The organism is Thioclava marina (assembly GCF_002020135.1).
In the GTDB taxonomy this organism is placed as follows: Bacteria; Pseudomonadota; Alphaproteobacteria; order Rhodobacterales; family Rhodobacteraceae; genus Thioclava; species Thioclava marina.
On sequence record NZ_MPZS01000001.1, the window covers coordinates 1,606,848 to 1,625,466 of the forward strand.

General features: G+C 65.1%; 19 protein-coding genes. 11 read left to right on the forward strand and 8 right to left on the reverse strand.

Features of this window, described 5'->3' with window-relative positions:
- Positions 1-25: 25 nt before the first annotated feature.
- Together rpoZ and folK are read right to left on the reverse strand one after the other, a co-directional pair.
- Entirely contained in the window at positions 26-382 is a 357-nt protein-coding gene (rpoZ, locus tag BMG00_RS07725; RefSeq protein ID WP_078526124.1) for a DNA-directed RNA polymerase subunit omega, read from the reverse strand.
- 87 nt (positions 383-469) lie between these two features.
- Positions 470-1,078: a 2-amino-4-hydroxy-6-hydroxymethyldihydropteridine diphosphokinase gene (gene folK, locus BMG00_RS07730; RefSeq protein WP_245794965.1), complete on the reverse strand. Its 609-nt coding sequence runs from the start codon at positions 1,076-1,078 to the stop codon at positions 470-472.
- Between the two features lie 103 nt (positions 1,079-1,181).
- Between folK and BMG00_RS07735 the strand changes: the two genes are divergently transcribed.
- The 7 genes from BMG00_RS07735 to BMG00_RS07765 all read left to right on the forward strand — a co-directional run bounded on the left by BMG00_RS07735 (position 1,182) and on the right by BMG00_RS07765 (position 5,460).
- Positions 1,182-1,745 (forward strand): LabA-like NYN domain-containing protein, encoded by a 564-nt coding sequence (locus tag BMG00_RS07735; protein ID WP_078526126.1) that lies wholly within the window; start codon positions 1,182-1,184, stop codon positions 1,743-1,745.
- 87 nt (positions 1,746-1,832) lie between these two features.
- Positions 1,833-2,279: a YqaA family protein gene (locus tag BMG00_RS07740; protein ID WP_078527204.1), complete on the forward strand. Its 447-nt coding sequence runs from the start codon at positions 1,833-1,835 to the stop codon at positions 2,277-2,279.
- Between the two features lie 62 nt (positions 2,280-2,341).
- Positions 2,342-3,289, forward strand: a complete 948-nt coding sequence (gene ispH / locus BMG00_RS07745) for a 4-hydroxy-3-methylbut-2-enyl diphosphate reductase (protein ID WP_078526128.1) — start codon at positions 2,342-2,344, stop codon at positions 3,287-3,289.
- Complete coding sequence (locus BMG00_RS07750; protein WP_078526130.1) at positions 3,289-3,729, forward strand: DUF3429 domain-containing protein; 441 nt, start codon at positions 3,289-3,291, stop codon at positions 3,727-3,729. The genes ispH and BMG00_RS07750 overlap by 1 nt, the downstream gene beginning before the upstream one ends.
- Positions 3,730-3,744: 15 nt before the next feature.
- Positions 3,745-4,350 carry a glutathione S-transferase family protein gene (locus BMG00_RS07755; protein WP_078573826.1) on the forward strand — a complete coding sequence of 202 codons (606 nt, stop codon included), beginning with the start codon at positions 3,745-3,747 and terminating at the stop codon, positions 4,348-4,350.
- Positions 4,343-4,807, forward strand: a complete 465-nt coding sequence (gene rnhA, locus BMG00_RS07760; RefSeq protein WP_078527206.1) for a ribonuclease HI — start codon at positions 4,343-4,345, stop codon at positions 4,805-4,807. Before BMG00_RS07755 ends, rnhA begins: the two co-directional genes overlap by 8 nt.
- A complete protein-coding gene (locus tag BMG00_RS07765) occupies positions 4,804-5,460 on the forward strand; it encodes a trimeric intracellular cation channel family protein (RefSeq protein WP_245794966.1) in 657 nt (218 codons plus the stop codon). Before rnhA ends, BMG00_RS07765 begins: the two co-directional genes overlap by 4 nt.
- On the opposite strand, the gene BMG00_RS07770 is transcribed toward BMG00_RS07765, so the two are convergent.
- The 3 genes from BMG00_RS07770 to BMG00_RS07780 form a co-directional block, all read right to left on the reverse strand.
- Positions 5,457-6,173 (reverse strand): LrgB family protein, encoded by a 717-nt coding sequence (locus BMG00_RS07770; protein ID WP_078526134.1) that lies wholly within the window; start codon positions 6,171-6,173, stop codon positions 5,457-5,459. The two genes, BMG00_RS07765 and BMG00_RS07770, sit on opposite strands and share 4 nt — an antisense overlap.
- Positions 6,166-6,522 (reverse strand): CidA/LrgA family protein, encoded by a 357-nt coding sequence (locus tag BMG00_RS07775; RefSeq protein ID WP_078526136.1) that lies wholly within the window; start codon positions 6,520-6,522, stop codon positions 6,166-6,168. Before BMG00_RS07775 ends, BMG00_RS07770 begins: the two co-directional genes overlap by 8 nt.
- Positions 6,523-6,629: 107 nt before the next feature.
- Positions 6,630-7,835, reverse strand: coding sequence for a TsoY family (seleno)protein (locus BMG00_RS07780; RefSeq protein WP_078573827.1), 1,206 nt, complete (start codon positions 7,833-7,835; stop codon positions 6,630-6,632).
- Positions 7,836-8,136: 301 nt separating this feature from the next.
- Between BMG00_RS07780 and smc the strand changes: the two genes are divergently transcribed.
- A complete protein-coding gene (smc, locus tag BMG00_RS07785; RefSeq protein ID WP_078573837.1) occupies positions 8,137-11,595 on the forward strand; it encodes a chromosome segregation protein SMC in 3,459 nt (1,152 codons plus the stop codon).
- Between the two features lie 22 nt (positions 11,596-11,617).
- Here smc and BMG00_RS07790 read toward each other — a convergent pair whose 3' ends face one another.
- Both BMG00_RS07790 and dapE read right to left on the reverse strand, forming a co-directional pair.
- The gene (locus BMG00_RS07790) at positions 11,618-12,034 is read right to left on the reverse strand and encodes a GNAT family N-acetyltransferase (RefSeq protein ID WP_093469932.1); all 417 of its coding nucleotides are present in this window, start codon (positions 12,032-12,034) and stop codon (positions 11,618-11,620) included.
- Complete coding sequence (gene dapE, locus BMG00_RS07795) at positions 12,031-13,173, reverse strand: succinyl-diaminopimelate desuccinylase (RefSeq protein WP_078573839.1); 1,143 nt, start codon at positions 13,171-13,173, stop codon at positions 12,031-12,033. Before dapE ends, BMG00_RS07790 begins: the two co-directional genes overlap by 4 nt.
- A gap of 316 nt (positions 13,174-13,489) precedes the next feature.
- On the opposite strand from dapE, the gene BMG00_RS07800 reads away from it, so the two are divergent.
- The gene (locus BMG00_RS07800; protein WP_078526145.1) at positions 13,490-14,590 is read left to right on the forward strand and encodes a Hint domain-containing protein; all 1,101 of its coding nucleotides are present in this window, start codon (positions 13,490-13,492) and stop codon (positions 14,588-14,590) included.
- Here BMG00_RS07800 and BMG00_RS07805 read toward each other — a convergent pair.
- Positions 14,587-15,345: a sulfite exporter TauE/SafE family protein gene (locus BMG00_RS07805; RefSeq protein WP_078573841.1), complete on the reverse strand. Its 759-nt coding sequence runs from the start codon at positions 15,343-15,345 to the stop codon at positions 14,587-14,589. The two genes, BMG00_RS07800 and BMG00_RS07805, sit on opposite strands and share 4 nt — an antisense overlap.
- A 192-nt stretch (positions 15,346-15,537) precedes the next feature.
- Between BMG00_RS07805 and BMG00_RS07810 the strand changes: the two genes are divergently transcribed.
- Together BMG00_RS07810 and BMG00_RS07815 are read left to right on the forward strand one after the other, a co-directional pair.
- Positions 15,538-17,202, forward strand: a complete 1,665-nt coding sequence (locus tag BMG00_RS07810) for an acyl-CoA dehydrogenase family protein (protein WP_078573842.1) — start codon at positions 15,538-15,540, stop codon at positions 17,200-17,202.
- Positions 17,203-17,597: 395 nt separating this feature from the next.
- Complete coding sequence (locus BMG00_RS07815) at positions 17,598-18,596, forward strand: NAD-dependent epimerase/dehydratase family protein (protein WP_078573844.1); 999 nt, start codon at positions 17,598-17,600, stop codon at positions 18,594-18,596.
- The last annotated feature ends 23 nt before the right edge of the window (positions 18,597-18,619 follow it).

Sequence of the window (18,619 nt, forward strand, 5' to 3'; positions counted from 1 at the left end):
GCGCTCGTTCCGACCTTTCTGGCGATTACTCGCGGCCCTGCGCATCCATAAGCGCGCGCAGCATACGCTCTTCGCTCATGTCGTCCTCGACAGCGCGATCGGGGCTCTCGCCGCCCATCAGCATAGCCATCGAGTCCTCTTCGGGCTCGTCGACCTCGATCTGGGTCTGGTTGCTCTCGATCAGACGCTCGCGCAGATCCTCGGCCGACTGGGTTTCCTCGGCGATTTCGCGCAGGGCGACGACGGGGTTCTTGTCGTTGTCGCGGTCGATCGTGATCGGGGCGCCAGCCGCAATTTCGCGGGCACGATGCGAAGCAAGCATCACCAGCTCGAAGCGGTTCGGAACCTTATCAACGCAATCTTCAACCGTCACGCGGGCCATGGGTCTCTCCAGAAGAACTCGGATTGAGAGGTCTACTTAGGCGCTGCAACTGCGAAAGACAAGCGTTCATTGGCCCGAACGGGCCGCTCAAAGGGGCTCGATCGCGGCTTTTTCGGCCTCTGGGAGCGTCGCAAGCATTTCCATGACGGTCAGCCCGCTGACCGGATGGCGCCATAGCGGCGCGATATCGGAGAAGGGAATCAGCACGAAACCGCGTTCGTGCAGCCGCGGATGCGGCAGGATCAGCTCTTCGGGCGCGTCACGCATCTGACGTTCGAGCGGCAAATCGCGCCAGTGCGTCCAGGTTTCGAGGTCGGGACAGACCTGGTCCCCGACCGCCAAAAGGTCCAGATCAAGGCCCCGAGACGCCCAGCGTCCGTCACGCTGGCGGCCAAACTCGTTTTCTACCTTATGGAGAGTCGCGAGGATCGCATCTTTTTGCAAATCGCTTCGCACCTTGCAAACGGCGTTCACATAGTCCGGGCCGCTCCCGCTTGGAAACGCCGGAGTTCGCCAAAAGCGACTTATCGCTACAAACGAAAAACCAAGTTCTCCCAAACGACAAAGCGCTGCCCCAAGGGAAACTTCCGGCCTTCCCACTGCACTCGGGAGATTTCCCCCAAGTGCGATATATGAGAGGGTGTCCATATAGACAGATTCCGTTTTCATCGCGAATTGCGATATGTCGAACAACACATCTGGTTCGCCCTACTGATATGCGCAAGCGCTTTTACCCAATTCGCTTTGACTCACGCAAACAGGTTTCGGGCTTCAGGACTTACCTGCGCGAGAGGAATGCATGTTCTATAAGGACGAACGGCTAGCCCTATTCATCGACGGCTCAAATCTTTATGCCGCCGCAAAGGCTCTTGGCTTCGATATTGATTACAAGCTTCTGCGTCAGGAATTCGAGCGCCGCGGAAAACTGGTCCGCGCCTTCTATTACACGGCGCTTCTCGAAAACGAGGAATATTCCCCGATCCGCCCGCTGGTGGATTGGCTGAACTACAACGGCTTCGCGATGGTGACGAAACCTGCCAAGGAATACACCGATTCCATGGGGCGCCGCAAAGTGAAGGGCAACATGGATATCGAGCTCGCCGTGGATGCGATGGAGCTCGCGCCGCGCCTCGATCATATCGTGTTGTTCTCGGGTGACGGCGATTTCCGTCCGCTGGTCGAAAGCCTGCAGCGTCAGGGTTGCCGCGTTTCGGTCGTCTCGACCATCCGCAGCCAGCCGCCGATGATTGCCGACGAACTGCGCCGTCAGGCCGATAATTTCATCGAGCTCGACGCACTTCGCGACGTGATCGGTCGCCCTCCGCGCGAGCCGCGCGACGACGACACCAGCACGGAAAACTGATCCGGGCCTGACGCTGGACGCAAAACATGATTGAAAGGGCGCGCGGAGTTCCCGCGCGCCCTTCGTCTTTTTCGGTCCACCTCGCTCATGTTCGAAAACGTTTCCCTCTTCGGCCTCTTCATTTCGGCGCTGCTTGCGGCAACGCCGATCCCCTTCCAGTCCGAGGTGGTCTTCGTTGCGCTCCAAACCGCGGGGCGCACGAATATCTGGGCGATGATCCTGATTGCGGCGATCGGAAACACGATCGGAGCGCTGATCACCTACGTGATGGGCTTCGGCGTCACCCACTGGAAGGACCGCAAATGGTTCCCCGCCACCGAGGCCCAGCTCGCGCGCGGGCATCGCTGGTTCGAACGTTGGGGGATCGGGCTGCTGCTGCTGAGCTGGGCGCCTGGAGGCGATCTGATCTGCCTCGTCGCGGGCGTTTTGCGCATGTCGCTATGGCTCTTCATCCCGCTCGTCTTCCTTGCAAAGGCGGGGCGCTATGCGGTTCTGGCCTGGCTGACGGCGCAGGCGCTGGGGATGATCGGCTGATCGCTCCCTTTACGAGCAAGCGCCAGAGCTTTACCTGTGAGACCGAAACGAAGGAGAGCGCGATGAAACCGTCCCTGACCCTCTATCTCGCCGCCCCGCGCGGGTTCTGCGCCGGAGTCGACCGCGCGATCAAGATCGTCGAGATGGCGCTCGAGAAATGGGGCGCGCCTGTCTATGTGCGCCACGAGATCGTGCACAACAAATATGTCGTCGACAGCCTGCGCGACAAAGGTGCGGTCTTCGTCGAGGAGCTCGACGAATGCCCCGACGACCGCCCGGTGATCTTCTCGGCGCATGGCGTGCCGAAATCGGTTCCCGCCGAGGCCGCGCGCCGCGAGATGATCTATGTCGATGCGACCTGCCCGCTGGTGAGCAAGGTTCACAAGGAGGCCGAGCGCCATTCCGAGAACGGGCTCCAGATGGTGATGATCGGCCATGCCGGCCACCCGGAGGTTCTCGGGACGATGGGTCAGCTCCCCGAGGGTGAGGTTCTGCTGGTCGAGACGGTCGAGGATGTCGCGACGATCACGCCGCGCGATCCCGAACAGCTCGCTTTCATCACCCAGACGACGCTCTCGGTCGATGACACGGCGGCGATCGTGGCGGCTCTGCAAGCGCGCTTCCCGAAGATCGTCGGCCCCGCGAAGGAAGATATCTGCTATGCGACCACGAACCGTCAGGCGGCGGTGAAGGCGATGGCGCATGAGATCGACGCGCTTCTCGTGATCGGGGCGCCGAATTCGTCGAATTCGCGCCGTCTGGTCGAGGTGGGACGCGCCGCAGGATGCCGCTATGCCCAGCTCGTGCAGCGCGCCGCCGATATCGATTGGCGGGCACTCGAAGGCGCGCGTTCGGTCGGTGTGACGGCCGGGGCCTCCGCGCCCGAGGTGCTGATCGACGAAGTGATCGACGCCTTCCGCCAGCGCTATGACCTGACCGTGGACCAGATCGAGACCGCCCGCGAGGATATCGAATTCAAGGTGCCGCGCGTGCTGCGGGAGGCCTCGTGATGCGCGGCGTGGGGCCGAAGATACCGGGGCTGGCGCTGCTTCTCGGGCTGGCTGGTCTGATCCCGTTTGTCTGGGGTGTGCTGGTCGTGCAGACCGGAGCGATGATGCTGCCCGGCATGGCCGATCCGCGCGTCGCTGTGCTGGCCTATGCGCTGATGATCTTCTGCTTCATGGCGGGCTGCCTCTGGGGCTTTGCGGCGAAGGGTGAGTGGACGCCGGGCTACGCGATCTCGATCGCGCCGGTGCTCTATTTCATCCTCTTCGCGGGCTTCGGCATGCCGATCAATTTCGTGTTGCTGATCGGGTTCGTTCTCCTGTTGCCGCTCGATTGGGTTTTCGCGAGCCGTGGTCTCGCCCCCGGCTGGTGGATGAAGCTGCGCCTCGTCTTGACGGCAGTCGTCGTCGCCTGTCTGATCGCGATTGTGCGCACCGGCAGCTGAGCGGAGATCCCTTTGATGAAACTCTATTCGATGCCCTCCTCGGGCAACAGCTACAAGGTGCGCCTGCTGCTCTCGCTTCTGGGGCAGAGTGCCGAGCTGATCAACGTGGAATATGACAGCACGGCATTGAACGAGGCCCACGCCTCGGGTGCGCTGCCCTTTGGCAAGGCGCCGGTTCTCCTGCTCGATGATGGCCGCGCCCTGCCCGAGAGCAACGCGATCCTCAACTGGCTGGGTGAGGGCACGCGCTTCATTCCCGAAGATGCGTTTGAGAAGGCCCAGATGCTGAGCTGGATGTTCTGGGAGCAGAACCAGCACGAGGGCGTCATTGCCGTGCGCGCAGCGATCCTGACCTACGCCCACCGCACCGCCGAGCGCACGCCCGAACGTCTCGAAGCGCTCCTGACCCGCGGCAACGCCTTGTTGCAGGTGATGGAAGATCGCCTGTCGCGCGCAGACTGGCTTGTGGGCGATGCGGTCAGCCTCGCCGATATCTGCCTTTATGCCTACACCCATACTGCCGAGACCCGCGGCGGCTATGACCTCGCCGCTTTCCCGGCGCTGCGGGGCTGGCTCGACCGGATCGCCGCACAGAGCGGATATGTGGGGTTGGATGGCTGATCTCTACGCATGGACCGACGGCGCGTGCAGCGGCAACCCCGGCCCCGGCGGCTGGGGTGTCTTGATGCGCGCGATGGAGGGAGACACGATCGTCAAGGAACGCGAGCTCAAGGGCGGCGAGGCCGAAACCACGAATAACCGGATGGAGCTTCTGGCCGCTATCAACGCGCTCGAGGCGCTGACCCGCGGCACCGCGATCACCATCACCACCGATTCCGCCTACGTGAAGAACGGCGTGACCGGCTGGATCCACGGCTGGAAGCGCAACGGCTGGAAGACCTCGAACAAGAAGCCGGTGAAGAATGTCGATCTCTGGCAGCGGCTTGATGAGGCGCAGCGCCGCCACAAGGTCACCTGGGAATGGATCAAGGGCCATGCCGGCCATCCCGAGAACGAGCGCGCCGACGAACTGGCCCGCGCCGGGATGGAGCCCTTCAAACCGGCCAAGGCAAAATGACCGCCCTGCCCGACTGGATGGCGCAGGTGCCGCTCGGGGCGGCCCTCGATTACGCGGCGGTCGTCGTCTTCGCGCTGACGGGGGCACTGGTGGCCTCGCGCCAGCAACTCGACCTCGTGGGGTTCATCTTCATCGCCGCGCTGACCGCCGTTGGCGGGGGCACGCTGCGCGACCTTCTGATCGGGCGCGACACGGTCTTCTGGGTCGGAAATCCGACCTATGTGCTGATCGCCGCCAGCGCGGCGGTGGTGGTGTTCTTCACCGCCCATCTCCTCGAAAGCCGCTACAGGGCGCTTTTGTGGCTCGATGCCTGGGCGCTCGCGGTGGCTGTTCCGGCCGGTGTCGCGGTGACGATGCGACTGGATCATGGGCCGATTATCGTGCTGATCATGGGCGTCGTCACCGGCACTTTCGGCGGGCTGATGCGCGACGTGGTGTGCAACGAGGTGCCGCTCGTGCTGAAACAGGGTGAGCTGTATCTCACCTGCGCCTTCGCGGGCGCTGCGAGCGCACTCATCGCCAATGCCGCGGGGCTCGACCGTCTCACCGCGCTCCTGATCTGCGGCGCGGTCACCTTCATCCTGCGCGCGGGCTCGCTGCGTTTCGGATGGAAACTGCCGGTCTACAAGGCGCGCCCGCCGCGGCAGTATTAACCGAAGAGACTTAGCAGCACCGGAGCGAGGAAGGCGGTGAGCACCGCGTTCAGCCCCATCCCGATCGAGGCGAAGGCCCCGGCGGTCTCATGCACTTGAAACGCGCGCGCCGTACCGATCCCGTGCGCAGCCACCCCCACGGCGAAGCCCCGCGCGCGCCAGTCGCGAAAACCCAACACATTGAGCATCGGCGTTACCGTGATCGCCCCGATCATCCCCGTCAGGATCACCAGCGCCGCCGTCAGCGAGGGCTCGCCGCCCAAGGATTGCGAGATCCCGATCGCCACCGGCGCGGTCACCGATTTCGGCGCGAGCGAGGCAAGCAGCTCCGGCCCCGCCCCCATCGCCTTCGCGATCGCAAGAACCGAGACGATTGCCGTCGCGGACCCAGCGAGCAGCCCCGCAAGGATCGGCAACAGTGCCTTGCGGACCTTGGGCAGGTTCGCCTGCAACGGAACGGCAAGGCACACCGTCGCGGGGCCGAGCATGAAATGGACGAATTGCGCCCCGTCGAAATAGCGCTGATAGGGCGTGCCCGTCATCAGCAGCACGCCTCCCAACAGCACCACCGCCACCATCACCGGATTGGCGAAAGGGCTGCGCCCGCTCAGTTTGAACAGCGTGTCTCCGATCCAGTAGGCGATCAGCGTCGCCCAGAGCCAAAGGAGCGGCCCCGAGGCCAGATAGGACCAGAGCTTGAACGGATCAGTCATCGCTCGCGCTCCCCGTCAGTTTTGCGACCGCTGCGAAGACCGCCGCGCCGACCACGATCGCCAGCATCGTTGACCCGATCAGCGCCACCGCCAGCCCGAGACCATGTTCACGCAGCGCATCGAGATGCGCGACGACACCCACGCCCGCTGGCACGAAGAGAAGGGACAGATGCTGGAGGATGAACAGTGCGACCGGCCGGATCACCTCCCGGATCTTCTCCGAGACGCTCATCAGGACGAGCAGGAAGATCATTCCCAGCACCGGGCCGGGCAAGGGCAGCATCAACGCGCGCGAGAGGATCTCTCCGCTAAGCTGGCAGGCAAGGATCAGGGACAGGGCTGGGATCATCGGAAAACCTCCTCGGGTCAGCTCCGATGCTAAGCGACCGCGCGCAAAAGAAAAGGGCGGAGCGGGTATACCCCCGCGCCGCCCCGGATGCTTCATGTGGCTCGCCCTTACTCGGCGGGAACCGGGGTCGCTTCGGCCTTGCCGAAATGACGGCGGTTGAGATGCAGCACCAGCCAGATCGCCAGAGCCTGCGCCGCGAGGGCCACCAGCGTCACGATCCAGTAAGCGATCGAGAACTTCGTCAGAAGCCCCGACTGCACCAGCCCCGCGTTGATCCAGAACTGGGTCATCACGCCGAAGGCCACCGCCGGACAGACCAGTGCATAGGCGCCGACCGAGTTCTCCGCGCCGAACAGGAAGCGCTTGGCGTAACCCACCCGGCGCAACATCTCGATCCCGAACAGCGCGAAGAGGATCTGCACCGAATAGGTCTTGGTCAGGAACATCAGCACCTGCGCCGCCGTGCCGTGATCCTCGAAATTCACATGCAGCCCGTGATTGACCCGCATCCCGAGGATACCGAGCACCGTCAGGATCGGGATCACGATGAGGATCGTGGGAACCGCTTCGACCGCGGTCCCGTGGCTCAACATCGAGTGGATGCCCAGCACCAGCGCCACGACCCCGACCATCAGCGCCGCCATCATGAAGAAGGTCGCAAGCATGATCCCGATGCCCGAGGTAAGCGCGACATTCGACAGCGCACCGGGGGCGGCAAGCCCCACGCCGACCATCGACAGCGCGAAGGCCGGCATCATCTGAGCAAAGGACCCGTTCGCGGTCCAGTCGAAATTGCCGTCGGTCTTGACGCGTCCAAGGAACTGGCCGAGCTGAACCAGCGCGAGCGCACCGGTCGCTGTGAAGGCTGCAATCGCGATCGGGAAGAGATATTCGACGACCGTCCATAGGCCCGGCACGAAGACCATGCCAAGGATGAAGCCCACATTGATCGTCATCGCGATCGTCAGAGGCATCGCCAGGAGCTGCGTCTCGGCATTGGAGGCGCGCAGCTGCGCATAACTGTCAGTCTTCTTGAAAGCCGAGAGCTGGCGCAGGTTCCAGATCAGCAGGCGGATGTTGAGATATGCGAAGACGATGATCCCCGCCATCGCCGCGAAGATCATCCCCTTGGTCAGCATCGAGCCGGTCGACAGCGCCCTGGCGATGTCTGCGAAGACCGGGACGCTCTGGCCGGGATGCGGGATCCAGAAATAGAGCCAGAGGAAGAAGGTGACAGCCGTCCCGCCCGCTCCGAGCGAGGCGAGAAAATAAAGCGGCGAATAACGGTCCGCCGGGCGCGCGAAAGTGGTCATGGCAGGACTCCGGTTGCGGTGTGAGCTTAAAAAATTCGACGTGTTGAATATGGTGGTAACGCCTCCGTGAGGATTCCATGCGTCAGGCAGTCGCGGCTCTCTCGCAGGCCGAATATCGCCTCCCTCGCCCGCCGCGCGCCCGGCTCCATCATCCGCCCGGATGGTAAAATTGCGCGAGAAAGCGCCAATATCTTGTGGATAACCAACCCGAGAACGCCAGATACAGGGCGTTTTCATTGACTCGCCGCGCGCCCCTGCCGACACTTTCCAGAACCGCACCCAGATTCGGAAAGGCAGTGCATTGCGCTTCTCCCGGCTTCGTCTCAACGGCTTCAAGAGCTTCGTGGACCCCACGGACCTCGTGATCCATGACGGCCTGACTGGGGTCGTGGGGCCCAATGGCTGCGGCAAGTCGAACCTGCTCGAGGCATTGCGCTGGGTGATGGGTGAAAACCGCCCCTCGGCGATGCGCGGTGGCGGAATGGAAGACGTGATCTTCGCGGGCGCCTCGTCGCGTGGGGCGCGCAACTTCGCGGAAGTCTCGCTCCAGATCGACAATACCGAACGTCTGGCGCCCTCGGGGTTCAACGACAGCGACGGGCTGGAGATCGTGCGCCGGATCACCCGCGATGCCGGCTCGGCCTACAAGGTGAACTCGAAGGACGTGCGCGCCCGCGACGTGCAGATGCTGTTCGCCGATGCCTCGACCGGCGCGCATTCGCCCGCGCTCGTGCGGCAAGGCCAGATCTCGGAACTGATCAATGCCAAGCCGAAGAACCGCCGCCGCATTCTGGAAGAGGCGGCGGGGATCTCGGGTCTTTATCAGCGCCGCCACGAGGCCGAACTGAAACTCAACGGGGCCGAGCAGAACCTGACCCGCGTCGACGACGTGATCGAACAGCTTGCCGCACAGCTTGCGACGCTCGCACGGCAGGCCCGGCAGGCGGCACGCTATCGCTCCATCGGCGAGGAACTGCGCCGCGCCGAAGGGATGCTGCTTTACCGCCGCTGGCGCGAGGCCGACATCGCGCGGGCCACCGCCGAAGATGGCCACCGCGAGAAGATCACCGCCGCATCGCAGGCCGAACGTACTGCGCGCGAAGCCGCGAAGACCCGTCAGGGCAAGGAAGATGCGCTCCCGCCGCTGCGCGAGGAAGAGGCCATCGCGGGGGCGATCCTGCAACGTCTGACCGTGCAGCGCGATGCGCTCTCGGATCAGGAAGATCAGGCGCTCGCCCGGATCGAGACACTCAAGGCCCGGATCGAACAGCTCATCCGCGACATGGAACGCGAGGCGGGGCTGAACCGCGACGCCGGAGAGACGATCGCGCGGCTCGAATGGGAGCAGGGCCAGATCGCCAAGGCCTCCGAAGGCCATGCCGACAAGCTCGACGCGGCCGCCGATGCCGCCCATGAGGCCGCGCAGATCCTGCAGGAACGCGAGGCGCAGCTCTCGGAGCTGACCGAGGATGTCGCCCGTCTCGCAGCCCGCCACCAATCGGCGCAGCGCCTCGTCACGGACAACCGCGCCACCGCCGAGAAATCCGAAGCTGCCGCCGAACAGGCGAAAGCCGCCGCCGAAGCCGCTGCCGCCGCGCTGTCGAAGGCCGCCGAGGATTACGAGATCGCCGAGGCCCAGCAGGGCGAGGCGCAGGACGCCGCCGAGGCCGCCGAAGAGGCGCTTGCCGCCGCCGACGAGGCCCGTTCTGAGGCTCAGTCGCGCGAAAGCGCCGCGCGCGCGGCCCGATCGGAAGCCGAAGGCGAAGCCGGGGCCCTGCGCGCCGAGGTCACCGCTCTCGCCCGCCTCGTCGAGCGTGAGGCGGCGAGCGGCACCCAGCTTCTTGATCGCGTGCGCGTCGACAAGGGCTACGAGGCGGCATTGGGTGCGGCGCTCGCCGATGACCTGCGCGCCCCCGAGGTCGATGACGACGCTCCGACCGGCTGGCAGACCCTGTCCGATTACCCCGCGCCCCAACCCCTGCCAGTCGGCGTCGAACCGCTCTCGGCTCATGTCGACGTGCCCGGCGTGCTGTCGCGGCGGATCTCGCAGATCGGGCTCGTGGCCGATTACGACGAGGGCGCGCGCCTTCAGGAACAGCTGGCCCCCGGTCAACGGCTCGTTTCACCCGAGGGTGATCTGTGGCGCTGGGATGGCTATCGCGCGGGCGCCGAGGATGCGCCCACCGCCGCCGCGCTGCGCCTGCAACAGCTCAACCGGCTGGTCGAGCTCAAGCGCGATCTGGAAGAGGCCGCGGCGCGTGCAGACGGAGCGAAGGACGCCCATGAAGCCCTGACCGCACAGCTGGCCGAAGCCACCCGCGCCGATGCCGCCGCCCGCGAAGCCCGCCGCGAAGCCGATCGCCGTCTGGCCGAGGCGGGCCGAGCGCTCAGCCGCGCCGAGGCCGATCGTTCGATTGCCAGCTCCAAGCTCGAAAGCGCCACGCTCGCCGTCGCGCGCCATGAGGAGGAGGCAAGCTCTGCCCGGATGGCGCTGCGCGAGGCGACCAATGCCCAGGACTCGCTGCCTGATCTCGACGCCGCGCGCGGCGAGGTCGAGGCGGTGAAGATGACCGTGGAGGCCGCGCGGGTGACGATGCTCACCAAGCGCTCCGTCCATGACGAGATCCGCCGCGAGGGCGAGGCACGCCTGAAGCGTCGGCAGGAGATCACCAAGGAAATCTCGGGCTGGCGGCATCGTCTCGAGACCGCCGAGAAACGATCGGCCGAGCTCGCGACCCGCAAGACCGAGACCGAGGAGGAGCTGAAAGAGGCCTCCGCCGCGCCCGAAGAATTGGCCGCCAAGCGCGCCGAGCTGTCCGAGGCGATCTCGGATGCGGAGGCACGCAAGGCCGAGGCGTCCGACAAGCTCTCGAGCGCCGAAAGCGCGCTGCGCGAGGCGCAGATCGCCGAGCGCGAGGCCGAGCGCCTGGCAGGCGAGGCCCGCGAGGCTCGCGCACGCGCCGAGGCTCGCGTCGATGCCGCGCGCGAAACCGTCGCCTATGCCGCCGAACGTATCGCGGACGAGACCGAGAAGACGCCACAGGAGCTTCTCGACAGCCTCGACGCCGATCCCGAGAAAATGCCCGACGCCGAGACGCTGGATGCGGATGTGAACCGGCTCAAACGCCAGCGCGAAAGCCTTGGTGCGGTGAACCTGCGCGCCGAGGAAGACGCGCGCGAGGTGCAGGAAGAGCATGACGCGCTAGTCAAGGAGAAGTCCGATCTCGAGGAGGCGATCCGCAAGCTGCGCGCCGGGATCTCGGGCCTCAACCGCGAAGGGCGCGAGCGACTGCTGACCGCCTTCGAGCAAGTGAACGAGAACTTCCGCACGCTGTTCACGCACCTCTTCGGGGGTGGCTCGGCCAATCTGCAACTGGTCGAGAGCGACGACCCGCTGGAAGCGGGCCTCGAGATCATGTGCCAGCCGCCGGGCAAGAAGCTTTCGACGCTCTCGCTGCTCTCGGGCGGCGAGCAGACCCTGACCGCGATGGCGCTGATCTTCGCGGTGTTCCTCGCCAACCCGGCGCCGATCTGCGTGCTCGACGAGGTCGACGCGCCGCTCGACGATGCGAACGTGACGCGCTTCTGCGACCTGCTCGACGAGATGACGCGCCGCACCGATACGCGCTTTCTGATCATCACCCACCACGCGGTGACGATGGCGCGGATGGACCGGCTGTTTGGCGTCACCATGCAGGAACAGGGCGTGAGCCAGCTCGTCTCGGTCGATCTGAAGAAGGCCGAAGCGCTGGTCGCCTGACGCCCGTCGCGGGGCCGCCAGGTCAGAGCGCCTTTTCCATGTCCCGGTGTGGGATGCCCGCGTCGTCATAGGCCTCGCCATAGGCGGCAAAGCCGAGTTTTTCGTAAAACGGGATCGCGTAGACCTGCGCCGAGAGATAGGCGCGGGTGCAGCCCAGTTCCTTAAAGCGTGCGCAGGCATCATTCACCATCGCCGCGCCGAGGCCGGTTCCGCGCGCGGATTTTACCACGCAGATACGGCCGATCTTGCCGGTCTCGCCCTTGCGGATCAGCCGCGCCGTGCCGAGCGGCGTTTCGCCCTCGCGCGCGAGCAGATGGATCGCCTCGTCATCGAGATCGTCCCACTCCTCGGGCTCGGGGATACCCTGCTCCTCGATGAAGACCTCGCGGCGCAGCGCGTGACAGGGGGTGTAATCCTCGACCGCCTCGATCCTGATCATGCGAAATAGTCTCGCAAAATGCGGGCATAGATGCGTTTGAGGGTTTCGATCTGATCGACGGGCACGCGCTCGTCCACCTGATGCATGGTCGCGCCGACGAGGCCGAACTCCACCACCGGACAATGATCCTTCACGAAACGCGCGTCCGAGGTGCCGCCCGAGGTGGACAGTTCCGGCGCGCGGCCGGTTTCCGCCTCGACCGAGCGGGCGACGAGATCGACGAAGGGGCCGGGCGGGGTGACGAAGCTCTCGCCCGAGATGTCGGGGTTGAGCGCGAAGGTGACGCCGGTCTCCATCGTCACCGCGAGCGCCAGCGCCTCGGCCCAGGTAACCAGGCTTTCGCCGCTATGGGCATCGTTGAAGCGGATATTGACCGTCGCGCGGGCCTTGGCCGGGATCACGTTATTGGCCGGGTTGCCGCAGTCGATCGTGGTGATCTGCAGGCTGGAGGGCTGGAAATGCTCGGTGCCCTGGTCGAGCGGCTCGGCGGTCATCCGGCCCAGCAGATCGACCAGCGCATGCAGCGGGTTCTTCGCGCGATGCGGATAGGCGGCATGGCCCTGCACGCCCTCGGCTTCGATATAGAAGGTCATCGATCCGCGCCGCCCGATCTTCATCATCTCGCCCATCTCGTTCGGGCAGGTGGGCTCGCCCACCAGACAGACCGACATCGCCTCGCCCTCGGCCTGCATCCAGTCGAGAAGGGCCCGCGTGCCGTCGCGGCCCGGGCCTTCCTCATCGCCGGTGATAGTCAGGATCACCGCGCCCTCGGGCGGGGTCTGCGTCACGAAATCCACCGCTGCCGCCGCGAAAGCCGCAACGCCCGTCTTCATGTCGGTGGCGCCGCGCCCCCACATCACGCCATCGACGATCTCGGCGCCGAAGGGATCATGCGTCCAGGCGGCCGCGTCGCCCACCGGCACGACATCGGTATGACCGTTGAACCCGAAGCTCTTCGCCGCCCCCTTCTCGCCCCAGCGTGCGAACAGGTTCGGCGTGCCATTGCGATCGACGCGGGTGCAGGCGAACCCGGCCTTCGAGAGCAGGGTTTCCAGCAGAACCAGCGCGCCGCCCTCTTCGGGGGTCACGGAGGGGCAGCGGATCAGCTCGGCGCTCAGGGCTACGGGATCGGTGGTCATGGGCTCTCCTTGTCTGAGCCACAGGCTTAGAGCGCGCGGGCGCGCGGAGCAATGGCTGTTGCGTCCTCGCTACTGGCGCCCGGCCCGCGCTCGGCTGCGGCGAAGAGGGCTTCGCAAAAGCCGGCGGTCATGTCATAAAACAACACAATGATAAGCCCATGGCAGGGCAGACGAGCAGGGCAAAGCCCGACACCAGAGACGACGACCCGCGCTGTTGCGCGGCGCGCCTTCACACGCTCGCCCTCTGACCACAACCGGGCCGGAGACAGGCAATGGCACGACAGGTAGCCCTCTCCACGCATGGGGAGGATCACGCATGAGACCGCAAGGCGGCTGGATCGCCGCCCATATCGCGCATCGCGGCGCACATCGTTTCGACGATCATCGTCTGCCCGAGCTGGTCGCGCAGGGCACCCTGATGCTCGAATTCACGCTGATGCGCGGCGAAGAGGCGCCGCTGCCGCTGATCCATCTCAACCATTGTGGCGACTGGCAGGATTTCCTGTCGCTCCAGCTCGATGCCGAGGGCCGCATCGTCATGGCTCAGCGTCGCGGCGATGCGGTGCATGCGGTCTCGCTCGATGCGACGCAGGAACGGCTCGCGGGCGGGCGGATGCGGCTGAGCTGGCGCTGGGACGGTCCGGGCCGCGAGAGCCTGCTGACGCTTGAGGCGCTCGATCTGGGGACGATCCGCCAGCAAGCCGGCCTTGCACCGCTGCCGCTCACGCGCGCCGAGATCGTGGCGCTCGTTCAAGGATCTGGCCCTGCAACGCTCGGGCCGCGCGTGGACTGGCTCGCGATTGGCGATCATCTCCAGCCGGTGGGCCCTGCCGCCTGTTTCGCCCCCGCCACGCCAATCGAGACGCCGGAGGGGCTGCGCCCTGCCGCCCATCTGCAAGCGGGAGATCTAGTGCTGACCGCCGATGCCGGCCCGCAGCCCGTGCTCTGGTCGGGTCGCCTCACCCTGCCCGCGCTCGGGCATCTGCGCCCGGTGAAACTCTGCGCACCGGTGTTCTCGAAGACCCGCGACCTCTGGGTGATGCCGCAACATCGCGTGGTACTCGAAGGTCCGGCGGTCGATTTCCTCTTCGGTCTCGACGAGGTGCTGATCGCCGCCGGGGATCTGGTCGACGGCTGCGCGGCGCTACAACCCGATCGTCCCGGCCTGCTTAGCTGGCACGGGATCTTGCTCGAGGGCCATCACCTGTTGATCGCCGATGGCTGCAAGATCGAAAGCCTGCATCTGGGCCGCCTCGCCCGCCAGCCGCTTCTGGCTGCAACGACCGCGCTTGCGCCGCTTGCAAAGGAAGGGTGGCTGCCGCTGCATCGCAAGCCAGTGCGCAAGATCGTCCATGGCTATGAGGCGAAGACGCTCGCCTCGGCGCGGCGACAGGGGCTTCGGCCCTTCGTGGCCTAACCCATCAACGCGCGTCGCAGAAGGTTCGCCCCGGCCAGTCCCAGAAGGATCAAGGTCCAGCGCCGGAAGCGCACCGGGTCGAGCCGGTCCTGCGCCTTGAAACCGAGCTTCATCCCGACAAGCGCGGGCAACACCATGAGCAGCGACAAGGGGATCGTCTGCGTGTTCAGCACGCCCGAAACCAGATGCGAGGCGGTCAGGATGATCGCGCCCGTCAGGAATACCACGCCGAGGATCCGAACGGCCTCCTGTTTCGGCGCGTCGATCGAGATCAGATAGATGATCAGCGGCGGTCCCCAGATCCCGGAGATCCCGCCGTAGAGCCCGCCAATGATGCCCAGCAGCGTTTCGGTCACCGCGCGATGGCGGGTCGGCATGATGATCTGGCGCCCCGAGATCTGCCAGATCGCGAAAGCGAGGATGGGCCCGCCAAGAAGCGCATACATCAACGCTTGCGGGATCAGATCGACAAGCGCCGCGCTTACGGGGATGAAGATGACAATCATCGCGATGAACAGCCGGTAGCGGCTGACCGAACCCAGCGCGGCGCGCACGCCCTGCCGGAAAGCCTGCATCACGTTGGTCACCAGCGTTGGCAGGATCAAGAGTGCCAGCGCCTGATGCGGCGGCAGGAAGGAAGCAAAGCTCGACAGCATGATCATCGGCATCGCGAACCCCACCGCGCCCTTCACGAAACCCGCGAAAAGCGTGACGCCCAATGCGAGCGCGATCTGCCAAATTTCCAGTCCGAACATGCGCCCCTCTCCCCTGCATCGCTTTTATCGGGACGCGCAGGGCTCCGCATCCGGAATTTGCGGCCGACAAACGCGCAGATTTCAGGGTGTTGCGACATTTTAAGTCGCACAAATCATATACAGCGAATTTTTATTGCGCTGCGGATGCGAAATAACTAGACAGGCTGCAACCGCAGAATAAGGAGCCGACTCATGGCACATGATGGGGCCGACATGCCGACGACGATCATTCTGGACGACCTTCTCTCGCTGACCGAAGCGAGCCTTCCCGAGCTGGAAACGCTGGTCTCTGATGCAACCGCGAGCCTGCGCGCCGCGACCGAAAAGGACGGCCGCATCTCGGCCGCGCTTCTCGAAGAGAACCAGTACCGCGCTCACGGCCTTGCCTGGCTGACCACCTATCAGCAGTCTCTCAAGCAGCTGCGCGCCTGGGCCGGTCGTCTGGCCGAAGAAGGCAAACTGGGCGAAATGGAGAAACTGATCCTCCAGATCGGTTTCGGTGAATACCTCGCGCAGATCGCGGGCGGCATCCAGATGAACCAGGGCGAAATGGTGCGCCTTGCGGATATGGGCGTCAGCTGGAGCCCGTCGGACGCTGCGGCGACGTTGATCGCAGGCGGCAATTCGAACGCCGCGCGGATGCGCCTCGTGGAGCTGATCCGCGACGTTCAGGGCCGTTCGATCTTCGGGCAGTCGGGCCTCGACGAAGACCTCGAAATGATCCGCGAGCAGTTCTACCGCTATGCCGAAGACCGCGTGAAGCCGAACGCGCATGAATGGCACCTGAAGGACGAACTGATCCCGATGGAGATCATCGAGGAGCTCGCCGAACTCGGCGTCTTCGGCCTGACCATTCCGGAAGAATATGGCGGGCTCGGCCTGTCGAAAGCCTCGATGGTCGTCGTGACCGAGGAGCTGTCGCGCGGCTATATCGGCGTGGGTTCGCTTGGCACGCGCTCGGAAATCGCGGCAGAGCTGATCATCTGCGGCGGCACCGAGGAGCAGAAACAGAAATGGCTGCCGGGTCTGTCCTCGGGTGAAATCCTGTCCACCGCCGTCTTCACCGAACCGAATACCGGCTCGGATCTGGGCAGCTTGCGCACCCGCGCAGTCAGGGATGGCGATGACTGGCTGATCACCGGAAACAAGACCTGGATCACCCATGCGCAGCGCACCCATGTGATGACGCTGCTGGCGCGCACCGATCCCGCGACCGACAATTACAAGGGTCTGTCGATGTTCCTGGCGGAGAAAACGCCGGGCACCGATGACAACCCCTTCCCCACCGAGGGCATGACCGGCGGCGAGATCGAAGTGCTCGGCTATCGCGGCATGAAGGAATACGAACTCGGCTTCGACAATTTCCGCGTGAAGGGCGAGAACCTTCTGGGCGGCGAAGAGGGCAAGGGCTTCAAGCAGCTCATGGAGACGTTCGAATCCGCGCGCATCCAGACCGCCGCCCGCGCCGTGGGCGTGGCGCAATCGGCGCTGGAAATCGGCATGCAATACGCGATCGACCGCAAGCAATTCGGCAAGTCGCTGATCGAATTCCCGCGTGTGGCCAGCAAGCTCGCGATGATGGCGGTGGAAACCATGATCGCGCGCCAGCTGACCTATTTCTCGGCCTGGGAAAAGGATCATGGCCATCGCTGCGATCTGGAAGCCGGCATGGCGAAGCTGCTCGGCGCCCGCGTGGCCTGGGCGGCAGCGGACAACGCGCTGCAGATCCATGGCGGCAACGGCTTCGCGCTGGAATACCAGATCAGCCGTATCCTGTGCGACGCGCGTATCCTCAACATCTTCGAGGGTGCTGCCGAGATTCAGGCGCAGGTCATCGCGCGGCGTCTGCTGGGGTGAGTGCCGTCTCGGAGAGGCTCCAGTGGAGCCTCTCAGCGGCGAACGCGCTGCCCGTGGCAGCGCCGGGCTGGCCGCGACTCAGGCGAAAAACAGAACCTGTCGCCCCGTAGGCGGCAGGTTTTTCATTTCCAGAGGCACCGACATTCCCGGGGTGACTAACCCCGGGCCGCGCCCGACCTCCCCCCGGGAGGGCGCTTTTGCACTGTCGCAAATGGCTCGCACGTGCGGCAGGGTGGAGGGATAAAGCGCTGTATCAGCCCCGTGGCACCGCGCCCACCCAATGTCGGGCGCGGCCCTCATCGCTTCCCCCGAAACCCCTCGCATTCCGTCTCCTATTTGACTTCCCGCTTCGCGCCCCCACCTGAACCAAAAGGCTCAGCCACAAGGGGAGGCGCATGGCCCGCACGATTCTCGTCACCGGCATCACCGGCTTTATCGCGAAACGCATCGCCTACGACCTGCTGGCACAGGGCGAAACGGTGCGCGGCACCCTGCGCAAGGCCAGCCGGGGCGCCGAGGTGAACGCGGCGCTCGCCGAACTCGGCCCCGAAGCGCTCGACCGGATCAGCTTTGTCGAGGCCGACCTTTTGTCCGACGCGGGCTGGGCCGAGGCGATGGAGGGGATCGACGCTGTGATCCACACTGCGTCCCCTTTCCCGATCACCAAGATCAAGGATGAGCGCACGATCATCGCCCCGGCAGTCGAGGGTACACGGCGTGTCCTCTCGGCGGCACAGGCGGCGGGTGTGACGCGCGTGGTGCTTACCTCCTCGATGGAAGCGGTGATGCACGGCGTTACCTCCGATCCGATGACCGAGACTGACTGGTCGAACCCGAAGGCGCCCACTTGCAGCGCCTATACCCGCTCAAAGATCTTCGCCGAGGAAGCCACCTGGGAATTCATCGAGGACCATCACGAGATGGAGCTGACGGTGATCAACCCCGGCCTCGTCTGCGGCACGCCGATGGACCGCCACACCGGATCGTCGGTCGGGGTGATCGAGCGGATCATGGCCGGCAAGGACCCGGCGGTGCCCGAATTCGAACTGCCCGTTGTCGATATCGCGGATGTCTCGGCCTGCCACGTGGCCGCGCTCGACACCCCCGCCAGCATCGGTCAGCGCTATATCTGCGCCGAGAGGTTCCTCTCTTTCCCCGAGATGGCGCGCGGATTGAAAGCCGAGTTTCCCGAGCGCCGGATCGCAACGCGACGCGCGCCGAACTGGCTGATCGGGGCGCTGGCCCTGTTCGATAGCCAGATCGCCCTGATCAAACCGATGCTCGGCAAGACGATGCGGCTCAGCCACGCGGCGGCAACGCGCGATCTGGGCGTGAACTTCGTGCCCGCTGAGGAGGCAATTCTGCGCACCGGGCGGTTCCTCGCCGCGAAATAGCCGTTGCGTAGGGAACGCAAGCG

Coding starts and splice junctions, on each gene's coding strand:
- ispH (WP_078526128.1), top strand. CDS start 2,342: ATGAAACCGTCCCTGACCCTCTATCTCGCCGCCCCGCGCGGGTTCTGC.
- BMG00_RS07770 (WP_078526134.1), bottom strand. CDS start 6,173: ATGACTGATCCGTTCAAGCTCTGGTCCTATCTGGCCTCGGGGCCGCTC.
- BMG00_RS07815 (WP_078573844.1), top strand. CDS start 17,598: ATGGCCCGCACGATTCTCGTCACCGGCATCACCGGCTTTATCGCGAAA.
- rnhA (WP_078527206.1), top strand. CDS start 4,343: ATGGCTGATCTCTACGCATGGACCGACGGCGCGTGCAGCGGCAACCCC.
- BMG00_RS07790 (WP_093469932.1), bottom strand. CDS start 12,034: ATGATCAGGATCGAGGCGGTCGAGGATTACACCCCCTGTCACGCGCTG.
- BMG00_RS07810 (WP_078573842.1), top strand. CDS start 15,538: ATGGCACATGATGGGGCCGACATGCCGACGACGATCATTCTGGACGAC.
- dapE (WP_078573839.1), bottom strand. CDS start 13,173: ATGACCACCGATCCCGTAGCCCTGAGCGCCGAGCTGATCCGCTGCCCC.
- rpoZ (WP_078526124.1), bottom strand. CDS start 382: ATGGCCCGCGTGACGGTTGAAGATTGCGTTGATAAGGTTCCGAACCGC.
- BMG00_RS07740 (WP_078527204.1), top strand. CDS start 1,833: ATGTTCGAAAACGTTTCCCTCTTCGGCCTCTTCATTTCGGCGCTGCTT.
- BMG00_RS07765 (WP_245794966.1), top strand. CDS start 4,804: ATGACCGCCCTGCCCGACTGGATGGCGCAGGTGCCGCTCGGGGCGGCC.
- BMG00_RS07800 (WP_078526145.1), top strand. CDS start 13,490: ATGAGACCGCAAGGCGGCTGGATCGCCGCCCATATCGCGCATCGCGGC.
- BMG00_RS07780 (WP_078573827.1), bottom strand. CDS start 7,835: ATGACCACTTTCGCGCGCCCGGCGGACCGTTATTCGCCGCTTTATTTT.
- BMG00_RS07735 (WP_078526126.1), top strand. CDS start 1,182: ATGTTCTATAAGGACGAACGGCTAGCCCTATTCATCGACGGCTCAAAT.
- BMG00_RS07755 (WP_078573826.1), top strand. CDS start 3,745: ATGAAACTCTATTCGATGCCCTCCTCGGGCAACAGCTACAAGGTGCGC.
- BMG00_RS07805 (WP_078573841.1), bottom strand. CDS start 15,345: ATGTTCGGACTGGAAATTTGGCAGATCGCGCTCGCATTGGGCGTCACG.
- BMG00_RS07775 (WP_078526136.1), bottom strand. CDS start 6,522: ATGATCCCAGCCCTGTCCCTGATCCTTGCCTGCCAGCTTAGCGGAGAG.
- BMG00_RS07750 (WP_078526130.1), top strand. CDS start 3,289: ATGCGCGGCGTGGGGCCGAAGATACCGGGGCTGGCGCTGCTTCTCGGG.